The organism is [Clostridium] citroniae WAL-17108 (genome assembly GCF_000233455.1).
GTDB classification, from domain to species: Bacteria; Bacillota; Clostridia; order Lachnospirales; family Lachnospiraceae; genus Enterocloster; species Enterocloster citroniae.
Map to the genome: position 1 here is coordinate 1025653 of NZ_JH376420.1, position 21662 is coordinate 1047314.

The following is a 21662-nucleotide window of genomic DNA, read 5'->3' on the forward strand; positions in this document are numbered from 1 at the left end:
TTTTCATGGTATTATAAAGCTTCTGTTCTCTCTCTGGCTCACAAAAAATCTATTAACCATATTTTTATAAAATCATGTGAGCCAGAATATGTTATTATAAACTCTTATAAAAAAAGAGTTATTATATATAGTGTTTATAATAACATAGTATATATTATTATATATAAACTCTTTATATATATAGTTATATATAATAACTCTTTATATATATTATTATATATAATATATAAGGAATAAGGCGAAGCATAGCGCCGATCCGGCCAAAACCATTATAATATCCAGCATTTTCTGCATTTCATTTTCTTCGAGAGGATCTTCCATCCCGCGTCCCTCTTTAGATCTTATACGCGATTCCCAATAAATGTAAATACCCACGGTACAAGGAGGTAATGCTTATTTTTTGCAAAGAATGCCAGCTTAGAACAGCGCAGTATTCGTTTCAACAATCAGCAGTAAGCAACAGGAGGAATTACCAATACCCAAACATTTAATATCTCAACGGTATGTTTTTAAAATCCATTCATCCCGGTTACGCCGGGCGAAATGGGATCTGCAGCTCTCGCTTGATCGTGCCAGAAAAAACAAAGAATTGATTGCTCTAAGCGAAAGCCAGATGATGCGGTTCATTGATGAGATCAACGGGATCACTAATCCCGAACTACACATATCATCAATACGCAGGGAGATAAAAAGGCTTAGGCGGGACAAGGATATTATAAGGTCCCGGCCAAAGGTTCAGCGGCTCTATGAAGAACTGGATCACTATCAGTTCAAAAAAGATTATGTGTGTGTCGTGATAGATAACGAAAAAGATTATTATCACATATACAAGAGGGGATTCAAAATAAATGGCACAACATTCCGCAGGCTGCTGGGGACTACCGGCGGTATCAAGACAAACACTATCGTTTTTGTAAACGAGCTGCTGCTGCCAGAATTAATGACAAGGATCAATAACGGGCGCGATCCTCGGAAGGAGTTTTCTCCAGCCAAACTTGAAGCATACATTGCATTAACATGCAGCTCCTCCACTCCGGTTAGTATGCCGCGTGGCATTGTAGTTGTGCACGATTGTATTACACACTTCAAAGATGATGTGATCGAACTGGATGATACCGGAGTTGATCAACCAAAGATGCGGTTCCTCAAAAACCACGAGATTGAACTGAACAATAGCGATGGCTACGGGCTCGGGATGCCGTCCCTTATGGAACAATGGGGGATAGACATTGGAGAAGACTTTATCCTTCCTGCTTGTGTTATACGAAACTCATTCTGCAAAGGAGCTGTCGTATGTGTGGATTTTCAGCAATTCGCTTCAGACCATGGCCTGACAACCATACAAGATATCTGGGGGAACACGCATAGCATATTTGAAGTAGCACTTATCTTAACAGAATCAATGCTTAAGCTCTGGGATTCCTACTCCTCCATTGACGATTATCTGGAAAACTGTAAAAAGAATCATTATACTTTTGCCATTACGAAGTCATCTGAGTCCGAACTTGAAAATATGAGAACTATGAACTATCAGTTTTTACAAAGCTATGATTTTACAGACGAAGAAATTGACGAGTTGATTGCCCCTACAGTAAATGAGATACAGGACATCCTCTCCGGAGATTACAGGAAAACCATACTCTATGTAAAGGGCATCGGCCTGAATGATGATAATGTACAACACCTGGACACCTCTTTCGCAACTGCTCTGATGATTGATAAGGAAATGCAGAAGGACCCGTTTGTACAAGATCAGATACGCGGGATGATCCGCAAGAGAATAGACAATGCAAAAGTTGGAGTCTTAAATGTTCCAGCAAACTATTCTATCATCTGCGGGGATCCGTACTCCCTTTGCCAATCCATGTTTGGCCTGGAAGTGACCGGGCTGCTCCAGAAGGGGCAGATCTATTCAAAATACTGGATTGATCATGGTATAAACAGAATAGCCAGCTTCCGGGCGCCTATGACATCACACAATAATATCAGACTCTTAGATGTTGTCCATAACAGCGAAATGGATGAATTCTACCGTTATATTACCACTCCCACCATTTTTAATAGCTGGGACACCTGCGCCCAAGCCATGAATGGGTTCGACTTTGATGGTGATTGTGTGATCAACACATCCCTGCCATTAATAGTAAATAACACGCACCAGCTGCCGGCCATATGTTGCGTGCAGCGAAAGGCTCCAAAATGTGTCCCCACTTCTGATGATCTGATGGCATCCAATATCAAAAGCTTTGGAAATGCGGTTGGCCCCATTACCAATAAAATCACCTCAATGTATGATGTTAAAGCACGGTTTTCTCCCGGCAGCCGAGAATACAACATCATGGACTATAGGATAAAATGCGGTCAGCTTTATCAGCAGAACGCTATTGACAAAAGCAAGGGAATTGAAGCGCGTCCAATGCCCGCAAAGTGGTATAATTGGATTTCCAATAAGGTAACTCGTACTCAACCATCAAGAGAAAAGAAATATAATGTACTCAACCGTTATCTCCTGGCCGACAAAAAACCATATTTCATGAAATACATATACCCCTCATCAAAAGCGGAATATGAAAAATATCTTAAATCAAATAGTGATAAGTGCATACTAAGGTTCTCGCTTACGCTGGATGAGTTGATCAGCAAGCCCACCCATACGGCAGAGGAAGAACAATTTTTAAAGGCTTATTACATTGGCCTTCCTCTGGGTATGGCCCCCTGCACATTAAACCGTATATGCTGGAAAATAGAAAGTATCTTTGACAAGTATTATTTACCGCTGAAGGATAATTTTGATTACTCGATCCTGAAATCAGATGTAGAATACACCCCTTATATGTTTGGGAAAATCAAAAGGATCTATGATGAGTATGTATCAGAACTGCGGGAATACAGTAAAGTATGTGCCAAAGAAAGGATTAAAGATTATGACAGCAAGACACTAAAATTCACTTTACAGGAAAACTTCAGAAGGCACTGCGTGGAAGCATGCCCAAATGCCGACATGCTATGCAATATCATCCTGGATATATGTTATACCAAAAATGGTTCTAAAAGATTCGCCTGGGACATGTGCGGTGAAACCATTATCCAGAATCTATTGAAACGAAACAACTATAAAATAACATACCCTACGTATGATCAGAACGGAGACATTGAATTTGGAGGTAACACATATAGGATGACAACCACAGATATAAAAGTTGCTATAGATATTGAGGATACCATTCATTGAGTATAATCCTTAACGAAGTAAAGTATGCCGAACAAATTTTAAGTGGTGAAGAACCCGCAAATAAACCATATGCTACTCTCACGCTTCTTGGTAAGTACTATCGACAAAAGGTAGGTCTAAAACCAATGGAGACAATTACCGCTTTAAATGATTTCATGGTATCGCACTATGATGACTATAACCCAGATTCTTGGGAAGAAGTTATTGAGAAAATAGCCAGGTCAAAGAAATACCTGATTCGTGAACTGGATCACATTGAGATCATGCAAACTGAATTGGACTGTATAGCTTTAATCGATGACTTGAATCTACAGAAAATCATGTTTACTATGCTATGTTACGCCAAATTTTACAATGCCATAAATCCCCGAAATAATAACTGGATTAACACGGATATAGCTGAAATCTTTAAAAACGCAAGAGTTAATACGCGGTGCCGTAAAGATAAACTCCTGATTCTAAATAAGCTTTTAAATATGGCAAAATGTGATGGCGAACCATATATATCATTATCAAAGAAAAATACCAACACCAATGTGAAACTGAACTTTTTAGATATAAGCGGTAAGCCGGTGCTGCAGATATCTGACTTCAGAGAACTGGGGTATGCGTATCTGCAATACCTTGGTAAGGAGCAGTTCACCCACTGTGAGAAGTGCAGTCTATTAATCAAAAAAGGGAAAAGACGACCCAAGTACTGTTCTAATTGCGCCAAAAATATAAACAGAGAAAAGACCCGGCAGAGGATGCAGAATCTAAGGGCTTGAAAATGTTTGATTTTATTTGGCCCCAAAATCCACGTTTTTATGATGGTTTTCGGGCACCTTGCAATTTTCGTTATTATGAAGAGATAAGAGAAAACACATTGAAGGAGAAATATTATGGAGAAAATGCTGGTAACACAGGCGCTTAATGAATTGAAACTTTTAGATGGTCGTATAAACCGTGCAATTTCCAATGGAGAATATGTGGCTGCTGCAAGACTAAACGAATCTAAAGTATCCAGTACCGTGACAAAAGAGGAGTTCATCTCAAATGCCAAGTCCTCGCTCCAATCAGTAAATGACCTGATTGAAAGGCGTAAAAAGATCAAGGCTGCCGTTGTAATTTCAAATGCCAACACTTTTGTTGACATTTCAGGAGTTTCAATGACTGTGGCAGACGCAATTGAACGTAAAGATAGTATTGAGTATGACGAAGAAATTCTGGGAACCCTAAAAAAACAACTAAGCAATGCAAGGGCTACTGTTGGTCAGAAAAATTTAAATATGGAGCTTCAGATTGACAAAATTGTAGAGTCCTCGTTTGGGAAAGACTCCAGGCAGAAAATCAATTCTGATGATTATGAGGCCATTGCTAAGCCGTATAGGACGAACAATGAGTATGGTTTGGTTGATCCACTAGGCATTGAGAAACTTATTGCTCAAATGGAGGAAGCCATCCAGGGATTTATCTCTAACGTGGATGCTGCTCTGCAGATAAGCAACTGTACGACCTATATTGAATTTTAATACATGCAAGCCTTAATTTAAAAGAAAATAGTTTGGCATGGTTGTGCGAAAATTCCAAATTCACACACCTTCTCAAATAGGAAAATTTGAATATTAAATCCAATACGAATACTGTTAATAGAAAACAGAATAATGGATATTAAAACATATTATCTAATTGAGCAAAGTATGCATTCTTTAATGCAAAAGATGCTGGCTTACTTTTTATAAAAATGCTTAATATTCAATCATCAATTCTAAATTCTTACATTTCAATCATCTTATGATTAATCATCAATTATAAATCCTAAATCATCGATAAAATCCTATAAGATTGGTTAGCGCCGCTTGTGTGATTAGGCCGGAATGGTCCAATAGGCTGCCCAGCCATGCCAAACTTTCTTGAAATAAAATGCGAATATTGAGTAATGGCTATCTCCCTTGCCTTCCAAGCAAGTATATTGCTGGTTCGAATCCGGTTATTCGCTTTTACTTATAGCTGGCGGAAGGTCGGATATCTTACTAAGCCTCATAAGCTTGGTCAAACAGGTTCAACTCCTGTGCGTAGCAAGCAAGTCAAATTTCACTTGATCTATAGAGTCATCCCCAGCATGACGTACTTTTTTTAATGATATGGGAAAATAATAATCAAACTATGAAAGGTAGGTAATAATATGGCAGTTGTTACAAACAAAAATGCAGACCCAAGAACTGCGGAGCAGAGAGCTAACGATGCTGCTCAGAATGTCCGTCCCAAAGGTGCCCAGGATACAGCCTATGTAACCACCGGTCCCGCCACTGGGGTAGAGGACGAACGCGCCAAAGATACAGAAACTCAGTAATTTGGTCATGGCACCAAAGTGCCCTTTGCCGGAATAACTCATTTAGGTGAGCAGCCACAGAGTATGTGAAAGGCTGTTGGTTCGATCCCAACTTCCGGCTTATTAAAATATACGCAGAAAGGATGTAATACTATAGGTTCTTGCATGATTACATATCAGGAAGTTAAGGATCTGGTCAAGTCAAAACTAATTGATAAGACAGATTCCCGCAGTTTTGAAGAATTAAGCGAGTATCTTTTTGGAGAGGGAAACTGCTTCTGTGAAAGTGAAGTCCGCAAAAGAATGTATGGCATGCAGAGACTTGTTGAAATAATAGAGGCCAGCACCAATGATATTAATATCTCCCGGCGTATTCTGTCCATTTCGGATGCACATATCCCATTTAACCTATCACCTGGCATATTCAAACAATACTCCGGGATGGTTGATATTCTAATCTTCAATGGAGATATTTTAGATTGTCAATCTATATCCAAGTTTCCTCGGTTATATAGAATCAGCCTCACAGAAGAAATGATCCGGGCCCGGAAGTATATGACAGATGTCATAAAAATGATACAACCAAAAACCGTCTACATTAATGTTGGGAATCACGAAAAACGGCTTGGTAAATACCTATCAGAACGGTTGAATGACGACTTAATGCGCATTATGCCAGATAATCCTCTTGATTTGATAATCAACGATGGCTTCAAGGATAAGGACCGCGAGAATAAAACTGAAACATACTACTCTCCGTTAAAAGAGGTGTTTAAAGATTCCGGTATAGATATTATATACACCGGCGGATGGTATTGTATGGTTGGTAATACTATTTTCGCACATCCACTCTCTTACTCTTCCGGAATGTTAAAAACCACAGAGAAGGCTACAGACTATTTTCTTCGGAAAAACAGAATCTTTACGTCTGTCGTATTGGGCCATACACATAAACTTGGAAGTTTCATTCAAGGTGGAATACAAATGTACGAGCAAGGTTGTACCTGCGATTTGTCCCGGCTTGATTATGCGGATGGGATGCTTACTCTGCCCAATCAAAATGGATTTATCTATATTTGCCAAGATATAGATGGAAATATCATCAATGAAAAAACAAAAATAGTAAAAATATAAATTGGAGATTTAAGGAGATTAATATGTCAAAAAATGATTTAGCTAAAATATACGTTAACAATGGCTATGCCGGATCCATCACCGAAGCGGCAGAACAGATTGATAATTTTATCAATGTAATTGGGGAAGCTTTGAGTACTGGCAAAAAGGTTACCCTTCATGGATTTTTAAGTATGCAAGTAGTAGAAAAACCGGCTCAAAATTTTACTGACCCCATTACAAAAGAGAAAAAGATACTTGCTCCCAAGAAACGAATTAGGATTTCTCAAACTCCTGGGTTTAAGAATATTGCGGGTAGATAATATGCATGGTCTTATATTTAGAGATATATATGATTTCTCTGACTTTGTTCTAAATACTGTAAAAGTATCGGGACTTGATTTGAATATCATATGTAAATTTGAAATTGCTAATGCTCTTATTTCAAATCTAAGTCAGGATGATAATACATCATTTGCTTCAATTGATTTGGAAAATGAGTTTATAGGCGGCTACGCCCAGGAATACTTGGTATGTCTTGATTCCAATTTAAATATCCGGGTACAGAAAACCTATCTTGATAACAAGCTCTACAGCAGACAAAGAGATTTAGACCCGGAGATACCAACATTACTACATAAAAGCTGTAACTGTAATGCTGTAAATAGCATAAATGAGGACTATTTATTCATCTTCTCACTTTCAGATATTGATGACGAATAAGTGGCTTTTAATTTAGAGGAGGAAACATATGGATTTTTTACAAGAATATAGTGTTGTAGTAATTCTGGGGATTTGTTTATGTGTAGGATATATTGTTAAAAAATGGATTGCAGATTTAGACAATAAGTACATCCCGACCATTGTCGCTATTTTAGGTGTACTGATCAACATCTGGATCAACGATGGAGCTTTTACTCCCCAAATTCTACTCCAAGGATTGTTTAGTGGCCTATCATCTACCGGCACGCACCAGTTCTTTAAACAATATATAGAGAAAACTGAATAAGGTTTATTTGAGGGCTGTCTAGCAGTAATAGTTGGATGGCTCTCTTATTGTAGGTACCTCTTGCTAAACATTGTAGATTTAATTCCTACCCGGCCCATTTTTATAAACTACTCAAGGAGGTGCCGTTTTGGTACAAAGCATGCAAAGAAATAACGGCAATCCGAAGGGCATAACAAAGATTATGGACAGCCGAATTGCTGAAATTGCAAATGAAATCTCAGAATGGGACAATCGATATATTTTCAAACTGTTACAAAAATTAGGCGTTGGAAGCCAATATTATACTTGCCAAAGATGTAATAGGGTGCTCCTACGCGGAGACTTTTATGTTTCAACAGAACCCGGCGTCAAATCACAAATAACCAATATATGTAAGGCTTGTGCTAATGAAATAGCCATGCCCACTGTTAATGGAGTACAGCAGCCGCCCACAAAAAATACAGTAGATGCTGCCTTGAGAGCCTTGAATAAACCCATGTTGGAAAAGCTTTGGGAGTCTTCTCTCTATGAGGCGGCGAATACAGTGAGCGGAAAACCCAAGAAAAACGCCTGGACCTCTTATATTAAAAACATCCAAATGGTGAACTATGGGACAATGACCTATGAACAATCAGATGGATATACAAGTGGAAATTATAGTGTTGAATCAATTAAGAAAAATGCAAAGAGTAGTGAATCCCAAGAAATTATTGAACAATTTGAAAAGAATAAGAAAGACACACTCAGGCTTTTGGGGTATCTTCCTTTTGAGCAAGAAAAATTATCTGATCAACCATTTTTATATGCTCAGCTCATAGGATTTTTGGATTCATCTCCCGAGGGCAATGATGACATGATGCGGACACAATCCATTATTACTATTGTGCGTGGCTTTCTTCAGATATCGCAAATAGATGATATGGTTGCCCAAGCACTGCAAGACCCCAAAGGTGCGATCAAGAATGTCGCAAATATAAAGGCTTATGAAGAAATAAGCAAAAACATCAGTATGAGAATTACAAAGTTAGCTGAACAAAGCTGCATCTCACTGAAAAATAGCAAAAATTCCAAAAAAGGAGAAAATACCTGGACCGGTAAAATTAAAAAGATTAAGGAAATCAGCCTTCGCGAAGGCGAGGTCAATGGTTTTGACATTGGAACCTGTCGTGGTATGCAACAGGTCTTGGATATGAGTAACGCTTCAATTCTCAAACAACTATCTCTAGACGAGTCTGAATGGTCTGATATCGTCAAGGAACAACGCGACAAACTTACTACTACTCAAAAAGAAAAAGACATCTATCAAGAGATAGCTAGGGTATTACTAAGGGAGAACCTTGATTTGAAAGATACGCTAAAGTCTAAGGGGGTGTCCCTCAAAGACAATCTTGTTGATTTACCCTCTCTCTTCTCTCCGTTCTCAGAAATTTCTAACACAACCCCAGATCCAAATGAAGAAATAGGTGTATAGGTCCATGGGCAAACCAAAATACAAACTGCAGATTGTTGATAACATGACGGATGATTTATTGTCCAAAATGTTTGATGACAACTACACTGTATATGTAAAGCCTGGCATTTACGCCATGTCATCCCGAAAACTTGAAAGCTTAATTAAAATTGCAGAAATTCAAAAGTACTATCAATGTAATCCGGTTCGGTTCATTGATGATTTCTTCAAAATTGAGTTATTTGATGCACAAGCCCTTGTCATAACAAAAGCTTGGAATTGCCCAAATGTGCTGGTCGTTGCCACTCGTGGATTCGGAAAGTCAACCATCATTGATCTTTTGATAATGGCAAAGGATATGCTATTCTCCAACTATTGGTGCTATATTGCATCTGGATCTGGCAGCCAGGCCGAGCAAACATTTGCAACCCTTGAAAAAATCGCGAATGATAACATTGATGAGATGAAGGGTTCCACGGGTTACATATTCAAAAACGAGGTTGAAATTAAAAATGCTGCTGGCGATGGTTTCTCCCACTCAAGCAATGGTTTTACCTATTCAACCTATAACGGCTCAATGACCATGACCCTAAATTCCAACATTGATTCAAAAAGAGGTTTCCGCGGATCCGTTATTTTTGATGAATGTGGATTCTTATCCGCTGAGATGATAAAAGTCTATGGGGCATTCGCTATTGTAAATAAGAACTTCACTACCGGAAAAGATCGTGATGGTAATTCCATTGATCCTATTCGGCAAAGAACTTTTGCTACTAATATTCCCAACCAAAAATTCTACATTAGCTCAGCTTCGTCTACTGATACAGAATTCTATCATCTGTACCGTGAGTTTTCCAAAAAACAGCTTATAGGTGATCCCAATTATTGTGTTTTGCACATTGATTGTGAGGTAGCTTTCTCTCCTACAATGAAAGGTGAGATCATCTCTCCTCTTCTAAGCCGTGACACGGTAGAAACTGAAATGCGCACAAATCCTGAAAAAGCGCGCCGCGAGTATTACTGTGAGTTTACTACGGATGCCGGAGTTAAAGCTATTATAAAACGTGGTGTCATAACCCAAAACGAAGAGCTCAGAAAGCCCTTATTATATAATGATACCGGTGATAAAAAGTTTATCATTTCGTATGATCCCGCCAGGAGCCGGGACAACTCCGTTATATTGGTTTGTGAAGTATACGAGGAAATGATTAATGGAGAGCTTGACACAAGAATGAGGATCGTCAATTGTATCAATCTGCTTGACGTTGGCAAGAAAAGAAAGTCCCCTATGCAGACGCCTGATCAGGTTGAGTATCTCAAGGAAGTCATTCTTGATTATAACGCTGGTGCAGATGCATATGGCAATATCATTGGCATATATATTGATGCTGGATCTGGTGGTTCCGGCGTTAATATAGCCGACTATTTGATGCCAGATTGGATTGGTACGGATGGTATTTTACATCGTGGATTAATTGACAAGGAGTATTCTGCAGATTATGTCAAAAAATTCCCGAATGCCGTAGATAAAATACGCCTAATGTCTCCATCGGCATTTAAATCAGAAATGTACGAATGTATGATTGAACTTATGAATCAGAACAAAATCGATTTTACTGCCACTTATGATAATAAAGGCTATTTGACTTTATTTGATGTGGATCAAAAAAAGCTAGAAGCCGAAAAGAAACGGATCTCTGATAAATTACATAGCCTGAATATTCAAGGTAAAAAATTTGATGAGGAATTGAAAAAGGAATTGGCAAATATTGATTCAATAAAAACGAAGTCTATTAAACTGGACTGGCAGGAAGAACTTGCCCTTAAGAATATTGATGCCTTGAAGGAAGAACTTGTCAATATGATCCGCAAACCAAGGGAATCAGGAAAAGACAGTTTTGAATTATGTCCAGAAAATGCGAACCGGCTAAATGATGATCGTGCATATACGCTATGTATGGCTTCCTATGCCCTCAGTCTCGAACGTAGAAAAAAGATGATAGACCGGCGTAAAGCACGAAAGATTGACTCATCTAGAATGGTGGGCATTTCTAAAAAGGCTAACGTTTGGCGGCGGAGGTGATCTCTCGCTGTTTTATTATGCTTTGAAAGGAAGTGATTTTACCTATTGAATAAAACAGTTATAGCTTCAACAAACAAAGTCAAGGCGAAAATACCCGATGGAAATCTCACTTCCACCAACAAATCGCATGGACAAATAATAAACTATTCTGAGTTGAAGAAATTACTTCTTCAGAATGTAGGAAAAACAACTAATCGTACCTATGTTCAGTATACCAAAGATAACATTCAAACATATCTACGTTCACCATTATCAAACCTCGATAATATTAGATTAGTCTCACAATTCTTATATAGAGTTTCTGCTCCCTACAAAATTATCGTCAATTACTTTGCCAATCTCGGTACTTTTTCCTATAACACAATTTACAAAACTGACATAACTAAGTCTTCTTCAGAAAAGAACAAAATGTTGAAGTCATATCAAGAGACACTTAGAAGGTTAGAATCAATACGCTTCAAAGATGAGTTACCCAGTGTAATAGCTACTGCCATTAGAGATGGTGCCTTTTTTGGATTCTGCTGTGACAATGAGGATACTTTCTTTATAAATGCATTAGATCCAAAATATTGTAAAGTATCTTCCTTACAGAACGGAGTTTACGATTTTTCATTTAATGCATCATTTTTTGATCAGGGCACAAACAAATATTATATTGATAGTGACCTCAATCCTGATGGCCTTTGGGATCAAGTATTCATAGATGGTTACAACACATATAAATCACAAGGACGGGATTATATGTGGTTTGATATCCCCCCCGAAAAGGGGATTTGTATCATTGCCGGTGATGATGCTATATGCCCACTACCTTATTTTCTTAGTGTCTTTAATGACTTATTAGATTTACTGGATTACCAGGACCTGATAAAAAGTAAAACCGAGTTAGAGAACACAGTATTGCTTATTAGCAAGATTCCTCTTTTGGATGGATCCAATGAGGTAAATGACTTTTCGGTTGATTTGGATCTGGTACAAGCTACTCAGGCCGTCATCGATGAAGTGGTTCCGTCTTTAGTGGCAACAGCCTATAGTCCCTGCGAAGTTGATAAAATTGAATTCAACAATGACAATCAGGTTCAGCAGACCAATATATATGGACAGGCGCTCTCTAACCTTATGAGTAATATTGGCCTAAGTGAAATGTTATTCAATCCAGATAAAAATGGATCTGTTGGGTTAAATGCATCGATTAAGGAAGATGAAATGGTATTCTTCCGGTTTCTTAGCCGGTTAGAATCATGGGTAAGCCGATATCTGCAGCTCAATATATCTGAAGACTACCTCTTCTATTTCCATCAAATAACCTACTACAGCCGTAATGAATATGCCGGCAAACTTAAAGAAGCTGCTACTCTTGGTGTACCTGTAAAGATGGACTATGGAATTGTGCTTGGTTTTACACCTCTTCAACTTGTCCAAAAAACTCATTTCGAGAATGCTCTTGATTTAAGTTCTCTTTGGACCCCACTCATATCTTCTTATAATGAAGCATCTCAGGAAAAAAGTGGTGCTCCGAAAAAGGACGATGAGGCATTAACGGATGAAGGGGCATCTAGCAGGGATGATGGTAAGAATGAAGGGACTGCTGCCAAGAAGGCACTAAACTCATCTCCCGCACGAGGACGCGGACGTCCCAGAAAAACGAAGGAGTAAAATATGCCCCAACCCTTTATAAAAACAAGCGACTGTGAAACGGCCAAACGGCTATTGGATTCTGGATTCGTTTTGATTTCAGAAGTTGCTGGTATATACACATTCGTAAATGATGCTTCTAAATCAATAGATGTAAAGTTTGCAAATGATCTCAAAAAGCTTAGTTTTTCTAACAAGCTTGAAATCTAGTCCCCATATTCTGGGCAAATCTGCAGAAAGGAGGTAAAGCTTGAAGGAAAAATTACTTACTTTAGATAATCTCTATGAATTCTTTCTTAAACAAAATAAAGACATTCAGTTTTGCGCTAAGACATCTGGTTCGGATGGTATATGTGTACAAGTCCCCGCCTATTTTTCAGCTTCAACGGAATCGGCTAAAGGGCTGATGCCTGTACATATGAAAGTATGCCATACCAAACTCAATCGCAACAACTCATTTATTTCAGAAGAAAATATGAACAAGGCACTCCCCTCTCTCTTCAACAGGCCAATACTTGGTCACATAATCGTGAATGATGATGGAGTTGCTGATTTTCATGCACATGATATGGAAATCAATGAGGATGACACGATTACATATATCGAAAGACCTGTAGGGGTCTTCCCTGAGTCATGCAACGCCCGCCTTGAATACGACAGTATCAATAAAAAGACTTATGTCCTTGCTGATGGGTATGTATATGAAGATTATGGGAACCAGGCTGCTTCCATATTAAGAAAATCCGGCTCCAAGAAAATGAGCTGTGAACTGGTGGTAAATGAGTTTTCATTTAATGCAAAAGACAAATATTTAGAAATTACTGACTTTTATTTTAATGGAGCAACAATTCTTGGAACAGATCCCGATACTGGTATCGAAATCGGAGAAGGAATGGTTGGAAGCGAGATATCTATAGAAAGCTTCAGTAAACAAAATAATAGCCACTTCTCTTCCATTCCTGGTGATGAAGAGAAATATAATTGTCTGCTTGAAAGACTTAATCAGGCCATCATGGCTATAGAAGAATTAAAAACCCAGCAAGAAAATTTGAAAGGCGGTGAAAATTTGACAAAATTTGATGAATTACTTGCTAAATACGATGTGGATTTAAAGGATATAGAATTTGAATATGAAGGTTTAACAGATACAGAACTCGAAGCCGCCTTTGCTATGGCTTTTGACAGTATCACAGATAATTCTAACATGGAATCAAATCCGGATACTCCTCTAAATGATACGTTTGAGCATGACAATCCGTTACCAACAAAAAAACTTAATACAGTTAACAACATGACCAACATTAGTTTTGAATTGTCGCACGAAGACATCAGATACGCACTATATAAGCTAATTGAACCCTTTGATGAAATGGACAATGATTATTATTACATATCTGCTGTCTATAATGATTATTTTGCTTTTGAGGGGTGGGCAAGCGGCCGGATCTGGGGACAGAAATATACACAAGAAAAAGATAATATTTCGCTTGATGGAGAACGGTATGAACTTTATAAGGAGCTCCTAACGGCATCAGAAAAAGCAGAATTAGAATCCATGCGTTCTAATTACTCTGTTTATGAAAAGAAGTTGAATGAGTATGAACTGAACAGCAGCCGCAATGAGAAGCTGACCATATTAAAAGATGAAAAATATTCTGTTCTTACAGGAGATGAAGCATTTAAAACACTTACAAATGACATTGACAACTACTCGGTTAAAGAACTTGAAGATAAAGCAAAGATTTTGCTTGCTGAGTATGTCCTCAAGGAGGGAACATTCTCTTATAAACCAAAAACAACCAACCGCGTTGCCTTCAATCTAACCGACATTGAAGATAAACCATATGGTTCTCTATTTGATGATTTAGAGCCCTAATCTGATTTTGAAAGCTTAAGAGCTTTCTTTTTTATTGTCAAAATGAAAGGAGATATTTTTTATGACTAATTATAATTTAGGAGCTACACATGGCGCGGTTGAAACCTCACTTATGCTCGCCACAAATGGTGGTGCACATATTTTAAACCTGCGCGCTCACGAAGATATTGATAACGGTAATGTTGTTGCATTAGGTGATCATGATGCCAAAAATCTTGATGTATGGTATTCCAAGTCTCCAGCTGCGACCGACCACGTTTTTTTAGTAGGAACATCCGTTGTTATTTATGAAGATTATACCGAAATGTTCCAAGATGAGGCCCGGTTTTACAATGCCAAAGATGACGTTATGCGATGCTACGATATGAAGCCATATGATAAGTTTGCTATTTCAAAGGAAGCATTGGGTACAAATGCGGATGATGCCGCAATTGGAAAGTACCTGATTCTTGAAGCTGGCAAAACAAAACTTCAGGTCGCAGATGCCCCTGGTGACAGTGCATTTGCTGCTCATGTGTATGACATTGCAACTAATGGGAAGTACCGTGCCATGGTACTTAAAAACGCCTAATGAAAGAGGTATTTGAATAATGAGATTAGACTTTAATTACGATGCATGCGCTGACAACATCAAGGCCGTGTTCAGTGCTCCCGATTACATAGAATTTTCAAAATTATGTTCTGATACCGTTAAGGGAGCTGTAGTCAAATATAGTACAGAGGATGCTAATAGAATAATCCTGAAAAATGTACGCAAGGTAATGGGAATTAGCAATAATCCTACCATTAGAGAAGTAAAGAAATCACTGAAGAAAACCGCTAATAGGGAAGCAATGTTTGAGTTAGTTGCCGAGACTATTGAGGATACGATCATTACTGGCTGGCAGGATCAACCGTTTTTTGTTAAGTATGTAGAGTACCGTACAATGGCTTTGGGGCAGAGCAATCGGTTCTCCGTACCGGAAAATACTGATTTCATTGTAAGTGAGATTTCCGCAAGTAACCACATGATCACTCGTCAGAGACCTGGAAAGGGTAAAGAGTTTACCGTAAGTGTTAAGTCTTATGGTGCAAAATTCTATTGCGAGGCTGAGGCTTACTTAATGGGACTTGAAGATTGGTCTGCTTTAATCGAAAAGATTGCTAAAGCCTATACTAAACGCATCAATACTTTAATCTATTCCGCAATTAAGTCTGCCGGTAAAATGCTGCCTAATCCAGATCAGTGGAATATTGCATCTCAGATGCAGAAGGCTGACAGAAAGAACTTTGATAAACTTTGCCAAGATGTAGCCATGGCTACTGGCAAACAGCCCATTATTATAGGTACAGCTGTTGGCTTAGCACGCCTTACAGACATGGCCGATGTTGACTGGGCACCGGAAAGTGCAAAGTCGGATGTTTACAGTCTTGGGCGCCTTGGAAAATGGACTAAATATGATATCATTGAAATCCCAAATGCCTTTGAGGACAATGACACCAGTAAATATTTGGTAGATGATGATATCCTATACATTATGCCCGATAGCGGACAATTCATTAAGTGGTATGATGAAGGCGATACTGAGATTTATGAAATCACAGATAGGGCTACTCATATGGATCACACTTATGACTACGAGATCAGCCGTAAGTTTGGCCTGGGTATAGTAACTGCCGGTACAAGGTTTGGTACGGTTAAAATAGCCGACTAATTTGACGTGGCAACTGTCAAAGGATGGTTGCCGCCATTTTATTGATATAAAGGAGATAATAATGCCAGCAAGACAAACAACAGCCAGAAAGCCAGCCGCCAAGGCGGATCCTGCAAACTCCGAACAGCTTGAAGTGGTAAAGCAGAAAGAATTCAAACCCGGTGATATGATCCCCTGCCGCTCCTACTTCTTAGGAAGGCTAACTTTTAATGGTGAATCAGGCGTCCATTACTTTTGGGCTAAAATGGGTGATGTCAAATATGTTCAATATGTGGATTTAAAAACTGCATTTATGGAGACATCCGATTATATATTTGAGCCACTTCTTATTATTGAAGATGAGGATTTCTTAAATGATCCATTTTTCCAGGAGCTGCATGAAATATACGAAAAGCTATGGAGTGAAGATGATATAAATACTTTTCTCTCCCTTCCTAATCAGAAATTTGAAAATGAATTAAGATCTGCCCCCGCGGTCCTCAAGAACCTGATTAAATCTAAGGTTGGTAGTCTGGTTTCCAAGAATAACTTTGATAGTATTAAAAAGATTGAGATCATTGATTCTATCTGCGGGACCGATTTTAAAGCAATGATCTAAGTCAGAGGGTGGCCATATGACACTCTTTTATGAAGATATATTCTCATATTTTTTGGGAAAGCAAAAAGACTATAAACTGATATCTCTTCCTGAAGAGATGGCAAATGAAAATATGTGTGAATGGCTCCATGCAGCTGCCTCAAAACCATATGTGAGAAAATTGTTCAAAGAATTTACAATGAGCGATGAGACAACCAAAATTGATGCTGTTCTATTCCAAAGCATTGACGATAACTTTGATTCAGATTTTATTGTAGATATTCTTTCGCTAGGAATGCTGGTTGAATGGATGCGTCCAAAGTTAAATTCAACAGAAAATCTGGAGCAAATGTACGGTGGTAAAGAAGAAAAATTCTATTCCCAATCCAACCACTTAGCCCAATTGCAAAGCCGGAATAGAGAAATCAAGAATGATCAACGCAAATTAATCAGAAGTTTCGGGTACGACTATGACGTTATCTCAAAGAGAGGGGAACAAAAGTGAAGCATATATATGGAACTTTTTCGGCTGAACAGATTCATCAGCAGAAGGAGAATCTGCATAATTCCATCCACTGGCTTTTGCTTTACAAAGAACAACAGTATCCCCATTTATCAAGTTATATAAAGTCTTTGATGATACGCATATCTGGATTGAACAAGCTTTTAAACGAACCTGCCGAATTAGTCACTTTACTAAGCCTTCTACAAGCCATAAGGGATATGAATGATTCTCCCGATTGTGACTTTAAAATGTACAGAAAATTAGTGCTTGATGCGCACTCTATAACCGACATGATAAAGGAGGAATAACATGCCTTCATTATCTAAGTTAAAGGAGATATACAGAAATCAAGATGGATCAGCTGTGTCCCTGGGAGAAATACGCAGTGAAGCATCAGATCTTATCATGGAGTCAACGTGGGATGGTGATCCTCAAAGTCGCATTGCTTACATATATGACTATTTTCATGATAACGAATCATCTATGGCATATAAGCTGAACTCACCAAAAGATTCATTGAAGATACCCGTTCACATTAAATTCATCGTACATTCCTACAACGCAGATGGAAAAGACCAGGTTAGTTACCACATACAGTTTAAGCCATCATATTCCTGTTCACTTGATTATTATGAGCAATCATATGAAAAGAAATATGGAGCCCAGTTTCCTATTGGACTTTATATTGATATCCCCGATAGAAAAGGCTCTTATCGCCGTTGGTTAATAGCCGAGGACGGAAGTCGCTATGATCTTTCTTTTGATAAGTACTGTGTTTATCCGACAAATTATTTATTACATTGGATCGATGAAAGTGGCAGTTCAAGATTGCTCCGGCATATGTGGGCTGTTGAAAGAATGAGAAACAGTTACAACGCAGGGGTTTATACAGATAGAGTTTTTACACGAGTGGAGAACCAAACAGTATTATGGCTTCCTATGAATTCCATTTCAGAAAAACTGACATATGATAAACGGCTTATAGTCTCTGCACCAATTGACTGTCCATTAACATGGGCGGTAAGTAAGGTAGAAAATACTTTGCCGTATGGTATAAATCGCTTGGTACTTTATCAAGACACATTTAACCGCGATATTGATTATGTCAATCTTGACACCGGCGAAATGTATGCTGATTACTATTTATCACCCATCTCTCCTACCCTGCCATCTGATTCCTCTGTCTCTGGCATTCACGGTAACATGATCGTTAGTACAAAGAACATACGAGTTGGTGGAGGCCATAAGAAGGTACAAGTGCAATGGATGAATCCGAATGGTTCTGAAAACAAATCTATTACAACTATGATCAATGACTGGAATTTCTCAATTGATAACAATGATGTTTCTAACTTAGTTGATATGATCCCCGTTTATGATTCTGATAATAATATCCTACCAAATGTGATCAAGATACAGTTTTTAGGTGACTTCAATTATCTCACCAAAATACTTATGGTAGAAGCTCATAACCCTGCAGGTGATGAGAAGGCATATATTGGACTTGAGATTTTAAGTTTATAAGGAGTATTGTATGGGAGTATTTATAACGAATCCTCAACCAACTATGGATTTCACAAAATTCCTGTCTCTTCCAGATTCAGATAATATCAGAATTAAAGATATTATAAAAAAGAAGATACTGGCAAATAACGATATATTATATTTGCTTAATGCCGCCGAGGATGATTATGAAGCAGAGGACTTTTTTGGAAAATATGTATTACCCTGCTATATTGTAGATAGTTCAAACGCGGAAGTGCACAACTACCTGTGCTTTGAAACTTCATTCTTTGAAACACCTAGATATAGTGAAATATATAAAACCATGCAAATTATATTTTATATATGCATAAATAAGTCTGACATTATTCACCCACAAAGCGGTATAGCCCGCCATGATTTAATATCTGCGTTGTTAACCAGAGACATTAATTGGTCTGAAGCCTTTGGAATGAAATGTAAAATTGTTCAAGACAAGGCCAGTACTACTGACCTTAACTACGCCACCAGAACACTAATATTTGAATGCGAACTCCCCAATGGAATTGCCAAGACAGACATGACAAATGGTGAAACCTATTTCTGTAATAATGATCCAGATGAGGAGTGGTATGCATGAGCTTATTCTCATCCGGAAGTGAAGAACTGCGCATATACCGTGGGGAGGATTATGTAATCAATGAACATATCGTTGTCCATACTCCAACACTTGATGAAATATGCAATTATGGTGAAGATGAATACTTTTCGCTCATTCATTTTCTAGCTGCTACTCCCACCGATCTATGCTATCAGTTATGGGACCTTGGATTTGATTATACGACCATCTCTGACTATGTTCTTTTTTCGCAGCTTATATCTAAGATGTTCCCACCAGAAAAAACATCTATTATTTTCGGCAGACTGGATTTCACAAAATTCCGTCTGAAAGCTCATCCAAATAATAAAGGTGAGATCGTTATGGAGTATCCTGATGGTAGCTGGTATATTGACGAATGTACATATGAAATTCTTGTTGATTACCTACGCAAAGTACATTTTCTAGAAAAGAATGTAGCCATACCAGCTAATGAAAGTACGAAGATGGTTTTAATAGAAGATGCTCGTGATGAAGCTTTGATTAAAAGCCGTAATCATAAGCATTCCTCTTTACTAAACATGATATCAGCCATGGTCAATAGCGAAGGATTTAAGTATAACCATAATGAAGTATGGAATCTTAAAATAAACGTATTCATGGATAGTGTTATGAGGATAGGGAAAATAAAAAATGCAAGCCTGTTACTTCAAAGTGGGTATTCAGGTTTTGGAATAAATTTAAAAGAAGTTGATCAAAAACAACTCAATTGGATGGGCGGTTTATACTAACTCATCCCTTTTCTTTGAAAGGAGACAAATTATGGTTTTTAATCCAAATGAATTAATATTGGAGAAAATTCGGGCTATTGAGGAATATGATCCTCAGACCTTAGAATTAACCGGTAGATACACTCAGATTGAAGAGCCATCGCTTCAAACATCAGCAGAAGGAACTGATGTTACTGACGCTATGGGAACACCGATCATGACTTTTTATCGGAATCAGCAAGCACAATTAAGTTTTACCAACTCACTTTTCTCTCTTGATTTAGCTGCTACTCAGTTTGGATCAGAAAAAGTGGTTGCGGGTGAAGATGCAAAACTAAAAATACCGACATCCGAAATCATTAAAGTGGGCGGGACCGCTGAAGCTCCCACTGCGGAATTACATTACACTCCTATTACAGGTACTGTAAAGTATGTGAAAGTAGTAAATGCAAATAAGACTTTTGGAGAAACATACATCCTTGATACGGCAGCTTCTGCAGATGACAAAAAGTTCTCTCTGGCGGACAAAGTAATCACATTGCCCAAAGGAGTAACTGGACGAGTTTTTGTGAGTTATGTCAGAGAGACTTCTACCGGTGCTTCGGTATCTAAACGCAGCGATGGCATTCCGGAGATTAAGACCATCTGGATGCATGCAATCTTTCATGATCCTTGTAATGAGAATGTAAAGTATGCCGGTGTTATAGTGGCCGAAAATGCCCAAATTGATCCAAGCAGCGTAGAAATCGGCTTGAAATCCGATAGCAAGCACTCTGCTACATATTTAATCCGTCCAGATTATTGCAATGAAGAAGAGTCTAAGCTGTTTGAAATATTAGTGAGTCAAGACTAATCGTTAAGGAGGGATGGTAACACCATCTCTTCTTAATTTATATAGGAGACATCTATGCCAAGAAAACAAAAATGTATCTGCTGCGGGAAAACCTATGATTTATGCATTCATTGCCCTACAGACGTTGGCTATACGCCATGGCGAACCATGCATTGTTCAGTGGATCACTTCAAGATTTTTGAGTTGGTTCGGGATTATGTGAATGGGAAGTTACCAAAGGACAAAATTTTAGAGATGCTGGCAAAAACAAATACGGAGGGTTATGAAAGATTCAACACTCAGACGGGCGCTGTACTCCGCGAACTCTTTAAACCTGATGGAGAGGATGATATTATCAGCCCCGAAAACGAATCAAGTGATAAAGTATTAAAGCATCGAAAACCCAAGACGCAGATTTAAGTGACGAGAATTGATCTAAGCCAAAAGGCATGCATCTAACTCGTCACGAGTATAGTTTTTGCATGCCTTACTTTTTACGCTGAATTAAAGGAGAAT

General features: G+C 38.3%; 21 protein-coding genes and 1 tRNA gene. All 22 read left to right on the plus strand.

What is annotated here, in order from left to right:
• Positions 1 to 613: 613 nt before the first annotated feature.
• The 22 genes from HMPREF9469_RS04620 (at position 614) to HMPREF9469_RS04730 (ending at position 21566) form a co-directional block, all read left to right on the plus strand.
• Positions 614 to 3232 (plus strand): hypothetical protein, encoded by a 2619-nt coding sequence (locus HMPREF9469_RS04620; RefSeq protein ID WP_227884046.1) that lies wholly within the window; start codon positions 614 to 616, stop codon positions 3230 to 3232.
• Positions 3229 to 3999 (plus strand): hypothetical protein, encoded by a 771-nt coding sequence (locus HMPREF9469_RS04625; RefSeq protein ID WP_007859670.1) that lies wholly within the window; start codon positions 3229 to 3231, stop codon positions 3997 to 3999. The genes HMPREF9469_RS04620 and HMPREF9469_RS04625 overlap by 4 nt, the downstream gene beginning before the upstream one ends.
• Positions 4000 to 4113: 114 nt before the next feature.
• Positions 4114 to 4743 (plus strand): hypothetical protein, encoded by a 630-nt coding sequence (locus HMPREF9469_RS04630; protein WP_007859671.1) that lies wholly within the window; start codon positions 4114 to 4116, stop codon positions 4741 to 4743.
• A 393-nt stretch (positions 4744 to 5136) separates the two neighbouring features.
• Positions 5137 to 5210, plus strand: a tRNA-Gly gene (locus tag HMPREF9469_RS04635).
• A gap of 186 nt (positions 5211 to 5396) precedes the next feature.
• Entirely contained in the window at positions 5397 to 5564 is a 168-nt protein-coding gene (locus tag HMPREF9469_RS31915) for a hypothetical protein (RefSeq protein WP_007859673.1), read from the plus strand.
• A gap of 144 nt (positions 5565 to 5708) precedes the next feature.
• Positions 5709 to 6677 (plus strand): metallophosphoesterase, encoded by a 969-nt coding sequence (locus tag HMPREF9469_RS04640; protein ID WP_007859674.1) that lies wholly within the window; start codon positions 5709 to 5711, stop codon positions 6675 to 6677.
• Between the two features lie 23 nt (positions 6678 to 6700).
• Positions 6701 to 6979 (plus strand): HU family DNA-binding protein, encoded by a 279-nt coding sequence (locus HMPREF9469_RS04645; protein WP_007859675.1) that lies wholly within the window; start codon positions 6701 to 6703, stop codon positions 6977 to 6979.
• Position 6980: 1 nt separating this feature from the next.
• Complete coding sequence (locus tag HMPREF9469_RS04650) at positions 6981 to 7379, plus strand: hypothetical protein (protein WP_040414985.1); 399 nt, start codon at positions 6981 to 6983, stop codon at positions 7377 to 7379.
• 28 nt (positions 7380 to 7407) lie between these two features.
• Complete coding sequence (locus HMPREF9469_RS04655; RefSeq protein ID WP_007859676.1) at positions 7408 to 7665, plus strand: phage holin family protein; 258 nt, start codon at positions 7408 to 7410, stop codon at positions 7663 to 7665.
• Between the two features lie 127 nt (positions 7666 to 7792).
• On the plus strand, positions 7793 to 9115 hold the full coding sequence (locus HMPREF9469_RS04660; RefSeq protein WP_007859677.1) for a hypothetical protein: 1323 nt from the start codon (positions 7793 to 7795) through the stop codon (positions 9113 to 9115).
• 4 nt (positions 9116 to 9119) lie between these two features.
• Positions 9120 to 11177 carry a hypothetical protein gene (locus tag HMPREF9469_RS04665; RefSeq protein ID WP_007859679.1) on the plus strand — a complete coding sequence of 686 codons (2058 nt, stop codon included), beginning with the start codon at positions 9120 to 9122 and terminating at the stop codon, positions 11175 to 11177.
• Positions 11178 to 11222: 45 nt separating this feature from the next.
• The gene (locus HMPREF9469_RS04670) at positions 11223 to 12833 is read left to right on the plus strand and encodes a hypothetical protein (protein ID WP_040414986.1); all 1611 of its coding nucleotides are present in this window, start codon (positions 11223 to 11225) and stop codon (positions 12831 to 12833) included.
• 229 nt (positions 12834 to 13062) lie between these two features.
• Complete coding sequence (locus HMPREF9469_RS04680; protein WP_007859684.1) at positions 13063 to 14688, plus strand: hypothetical protein; 1626 nt, start codon at positions 13063 to 13065, stop codon at positions 14686 to 14688.
• A gap of 61 nt (positions 14689 to 14749) precedes the next feature.
• Complete coding sequence (locus HMPREF9469_RS04685) at positions 14750 to 15259, plus strand: hypothetical protein (protein WP_007859687.1); 510 nt, start codon at positions 14750 to 14752, stop codon at positions 15257 to 15259.
• Positions 15260 to 15278: 19 nt separating this feature from the next.
• Positions 15279 to 16382, plus strand: a complete 1104-nt coding sequence (locus HMPREF9469_RS04690; RefSeq protein ID WP_007859688.1) for a hypothetical protein — start codon at positions 15279 to 15281, stop codon at positions 16380 to 16382.
• A gap of 61 nt (positions 16383 to 16443) precedes the next feature.
• The gene (locus HMPREF9469_RS04695; RefSeq protein ID WP_007859689.1) at positions 16444 to 16980 is read left to right on the plus strand and encodes a hypothetical protein; all 537 of its coding nucleotides are present in this window, start codon (positions 16444 to 16446) and stop codon (positions 16978 to 16980) included.
• 16 nt (positions 16981 to 16996) lie between these two features.
• A complete protein-coding gene (locus tag HMPREF9469_RS04700) occupies positions 16997 to 17464 on the plus strand; it encodes a hypothetical protein (protein ID WP_007859690.1) in 468 nt (155 codons plus the stop codon).
• 309 nt (positions 17465 to 17773) lie between these two features.
• Positions 17774 to 18988 carry a hypothetical protein gene (locus tag HMPREF9469_RS04710; RefSeq protein WP_007859692.1) on the plus strand — a complete coding sequence of 405 codons (1215 nt, stop codon included), beginning with the start codon at positions 17774 to 17776 and terminating at the stop codon, positions 18986 to 18988.
• 10 nt (positions 18989 to 18998) lie between these two features.
• Entirely contained in the window at positions 18999 to 19586 is a 588-nt protein-coding gene (locus tag HMPREF9469_RS04715) for a hypothetical protein (RefSeq protein WP_007859693.1), read from the plus strand.
• Entirely contained in the window at positions 19583 to 20335 is a 753-nt protein-coding gene (locus tag HMPREF9469_RS04720) for a hypothetical protein (protein WP_007859694.1), read from the plus strand. Before HMPREF9469_RS04715 ends, HMPREF9469_RS04720 begins: the two co-directional genes overlap by 4 nt.
• A gap of 31 nt (positions 20336 to 20366) precedes the next feature.
• Positions 20367 to 21167 (plus strand): hypothetical protein, encoded by an 801-nt coding sequence (locus HMPREF9469_RS04725; RefSeq protein WP_007859700.1) that lies wholly within the window; start codon positions 20367 to 20369, stop codon positions 21165 to 21167.
• A gap of 54 nt (positions 21168 to 21221) precedes the next feature.
• Complete coding sequence (locus HMPREF9469_RS04730) at positions 21222 to 21566, plus strand: hypothetical protein (protein ID WP_007859706.1); 345 nt, start codon at positions 21222 to 21224, stop codon at positions 21564 to 21566.
• Positions 21567 to 21662: the final 96 nt, after the last annotated feature.

Bases quoted from the DNA above. Each gene is read 5' to 3' on its own strand.
- HMPREF9469_RS04655 (WP_007859676.1), top strand. From the start codon at position 7,408: ATGGATTTTTTACAAGAATATAGTGTTGTAGTAATTCTGGGGATTTGT.
- HMPREF9469_RS04720 (WP_007859694.1), top strand. From the start codon at position 19,583: ATGAGCTTATTCTCATCCGGAAGTGAAGAACTGCGCATATACCGTGGG.
- HMPREF9469_RS04650 (WP_040414985.1), top strand. From the start codon at position 6,981: ATGCATGGTCTTATATTTAGAGATATATATGATTTCTCTGACTTTGTT.
- HMPREF9469_RS04640 (WP_007859674.1), top strand. From the start codon at position 5,709: ATGATTACATATCAGGAAGTTAAGGATCTGGTCAAGTCAAAACTAATT.
- HMPREF9469_RS04630 (WP_007859671.1), top strand. From the start codon at position 4,114: ATGGAGAAAATGCTGGTAACACAGGCGCTTAATGAATTGAAACTTTTA.
- HMPREF9469_RS04700 (WP_007859690.1), top strand. From the start codon at position 16,997: ATGACACTCTTTTATGAAGATATATTCTCATATTTTTTGGGAAAGCAA.
- HMPREF9469_RS04685 (WP_007859687.1), top strand. From the start codon at position 14,750: ATGACTAATTATAATTTAGGAGCTACACATGGCGCGGTTGAAACCTCA.
- HMPREF9469_RS04710 (WP_007859692.1), top strand. From the start codon at position 17,774: ATGCCTTCATTATCTAAGTTAAAGGAGATATACAGAAATCAAGATGGA.
- HMPREF9469_RS04645 (WP_007859675.1), top strand. From the start codon at position 6,701: ATGTCAAAAAATGATTTAGCTAAAATATACGTTAACAATGGCTATGCC.
- HMPREF9469_RS04695 (WP_007859689.1), top strand. From the start codon at position 16,444: ATGCCAGCAAGACAAACAACAGCCAGAAAGCCAGCCGCCAAGGCGGAT.
- HMPREF9469_RS04690 (WP_007859688.1), top strand. From the start codon at position 15,279: ATGAGATTAGACTTTAATTACGATGCATGCGCTGACAACATCAAGGCC.
- HMPREF9469_RS04725 (WP_007859700.1), top strand. From the start codon at position 20,367: ATGGTTTTTAATCCAAATGAATTAATATTGGAGAAAATTCGGGCTATT.
- HMPREF9469_RS04730 (WP_007859706.1), top strand. From the start codon at position 21,222: ATGCCAAGAAAACAAAAATGTATCTGCTGCGGGAAAACCTATGATTTA.
- HMPREF9469_RS04715 (WP_007859693.1), top strand. From the start codon at position 18,999: ATGGGAGTATTTATAACGAATCCTCAACCAACTATGGATTTCACAAAA.
- HMPREF9469_RS04620 (WP_227884046.1), top strand. From the start codon at position 614: ATGATGCGGTTCATTGATGAGATCAACGGGATCACTAATCCCGAACTA.
- HMPREF9469_RS31915 (WP_007859673.1), top strand. From the start codon at position 5,397: ATGGCAGTTGTTACAAACAAAAATGCAGACCCAAGAACTGCGGAGCAG.
- HMPREF9469_RS04665 (WP_007859679.1), top strand. From the start codon at position 9,120: ATGGGCAAACCAAAATACAAACTGCAGATTGTTGATAACATGACGGAT.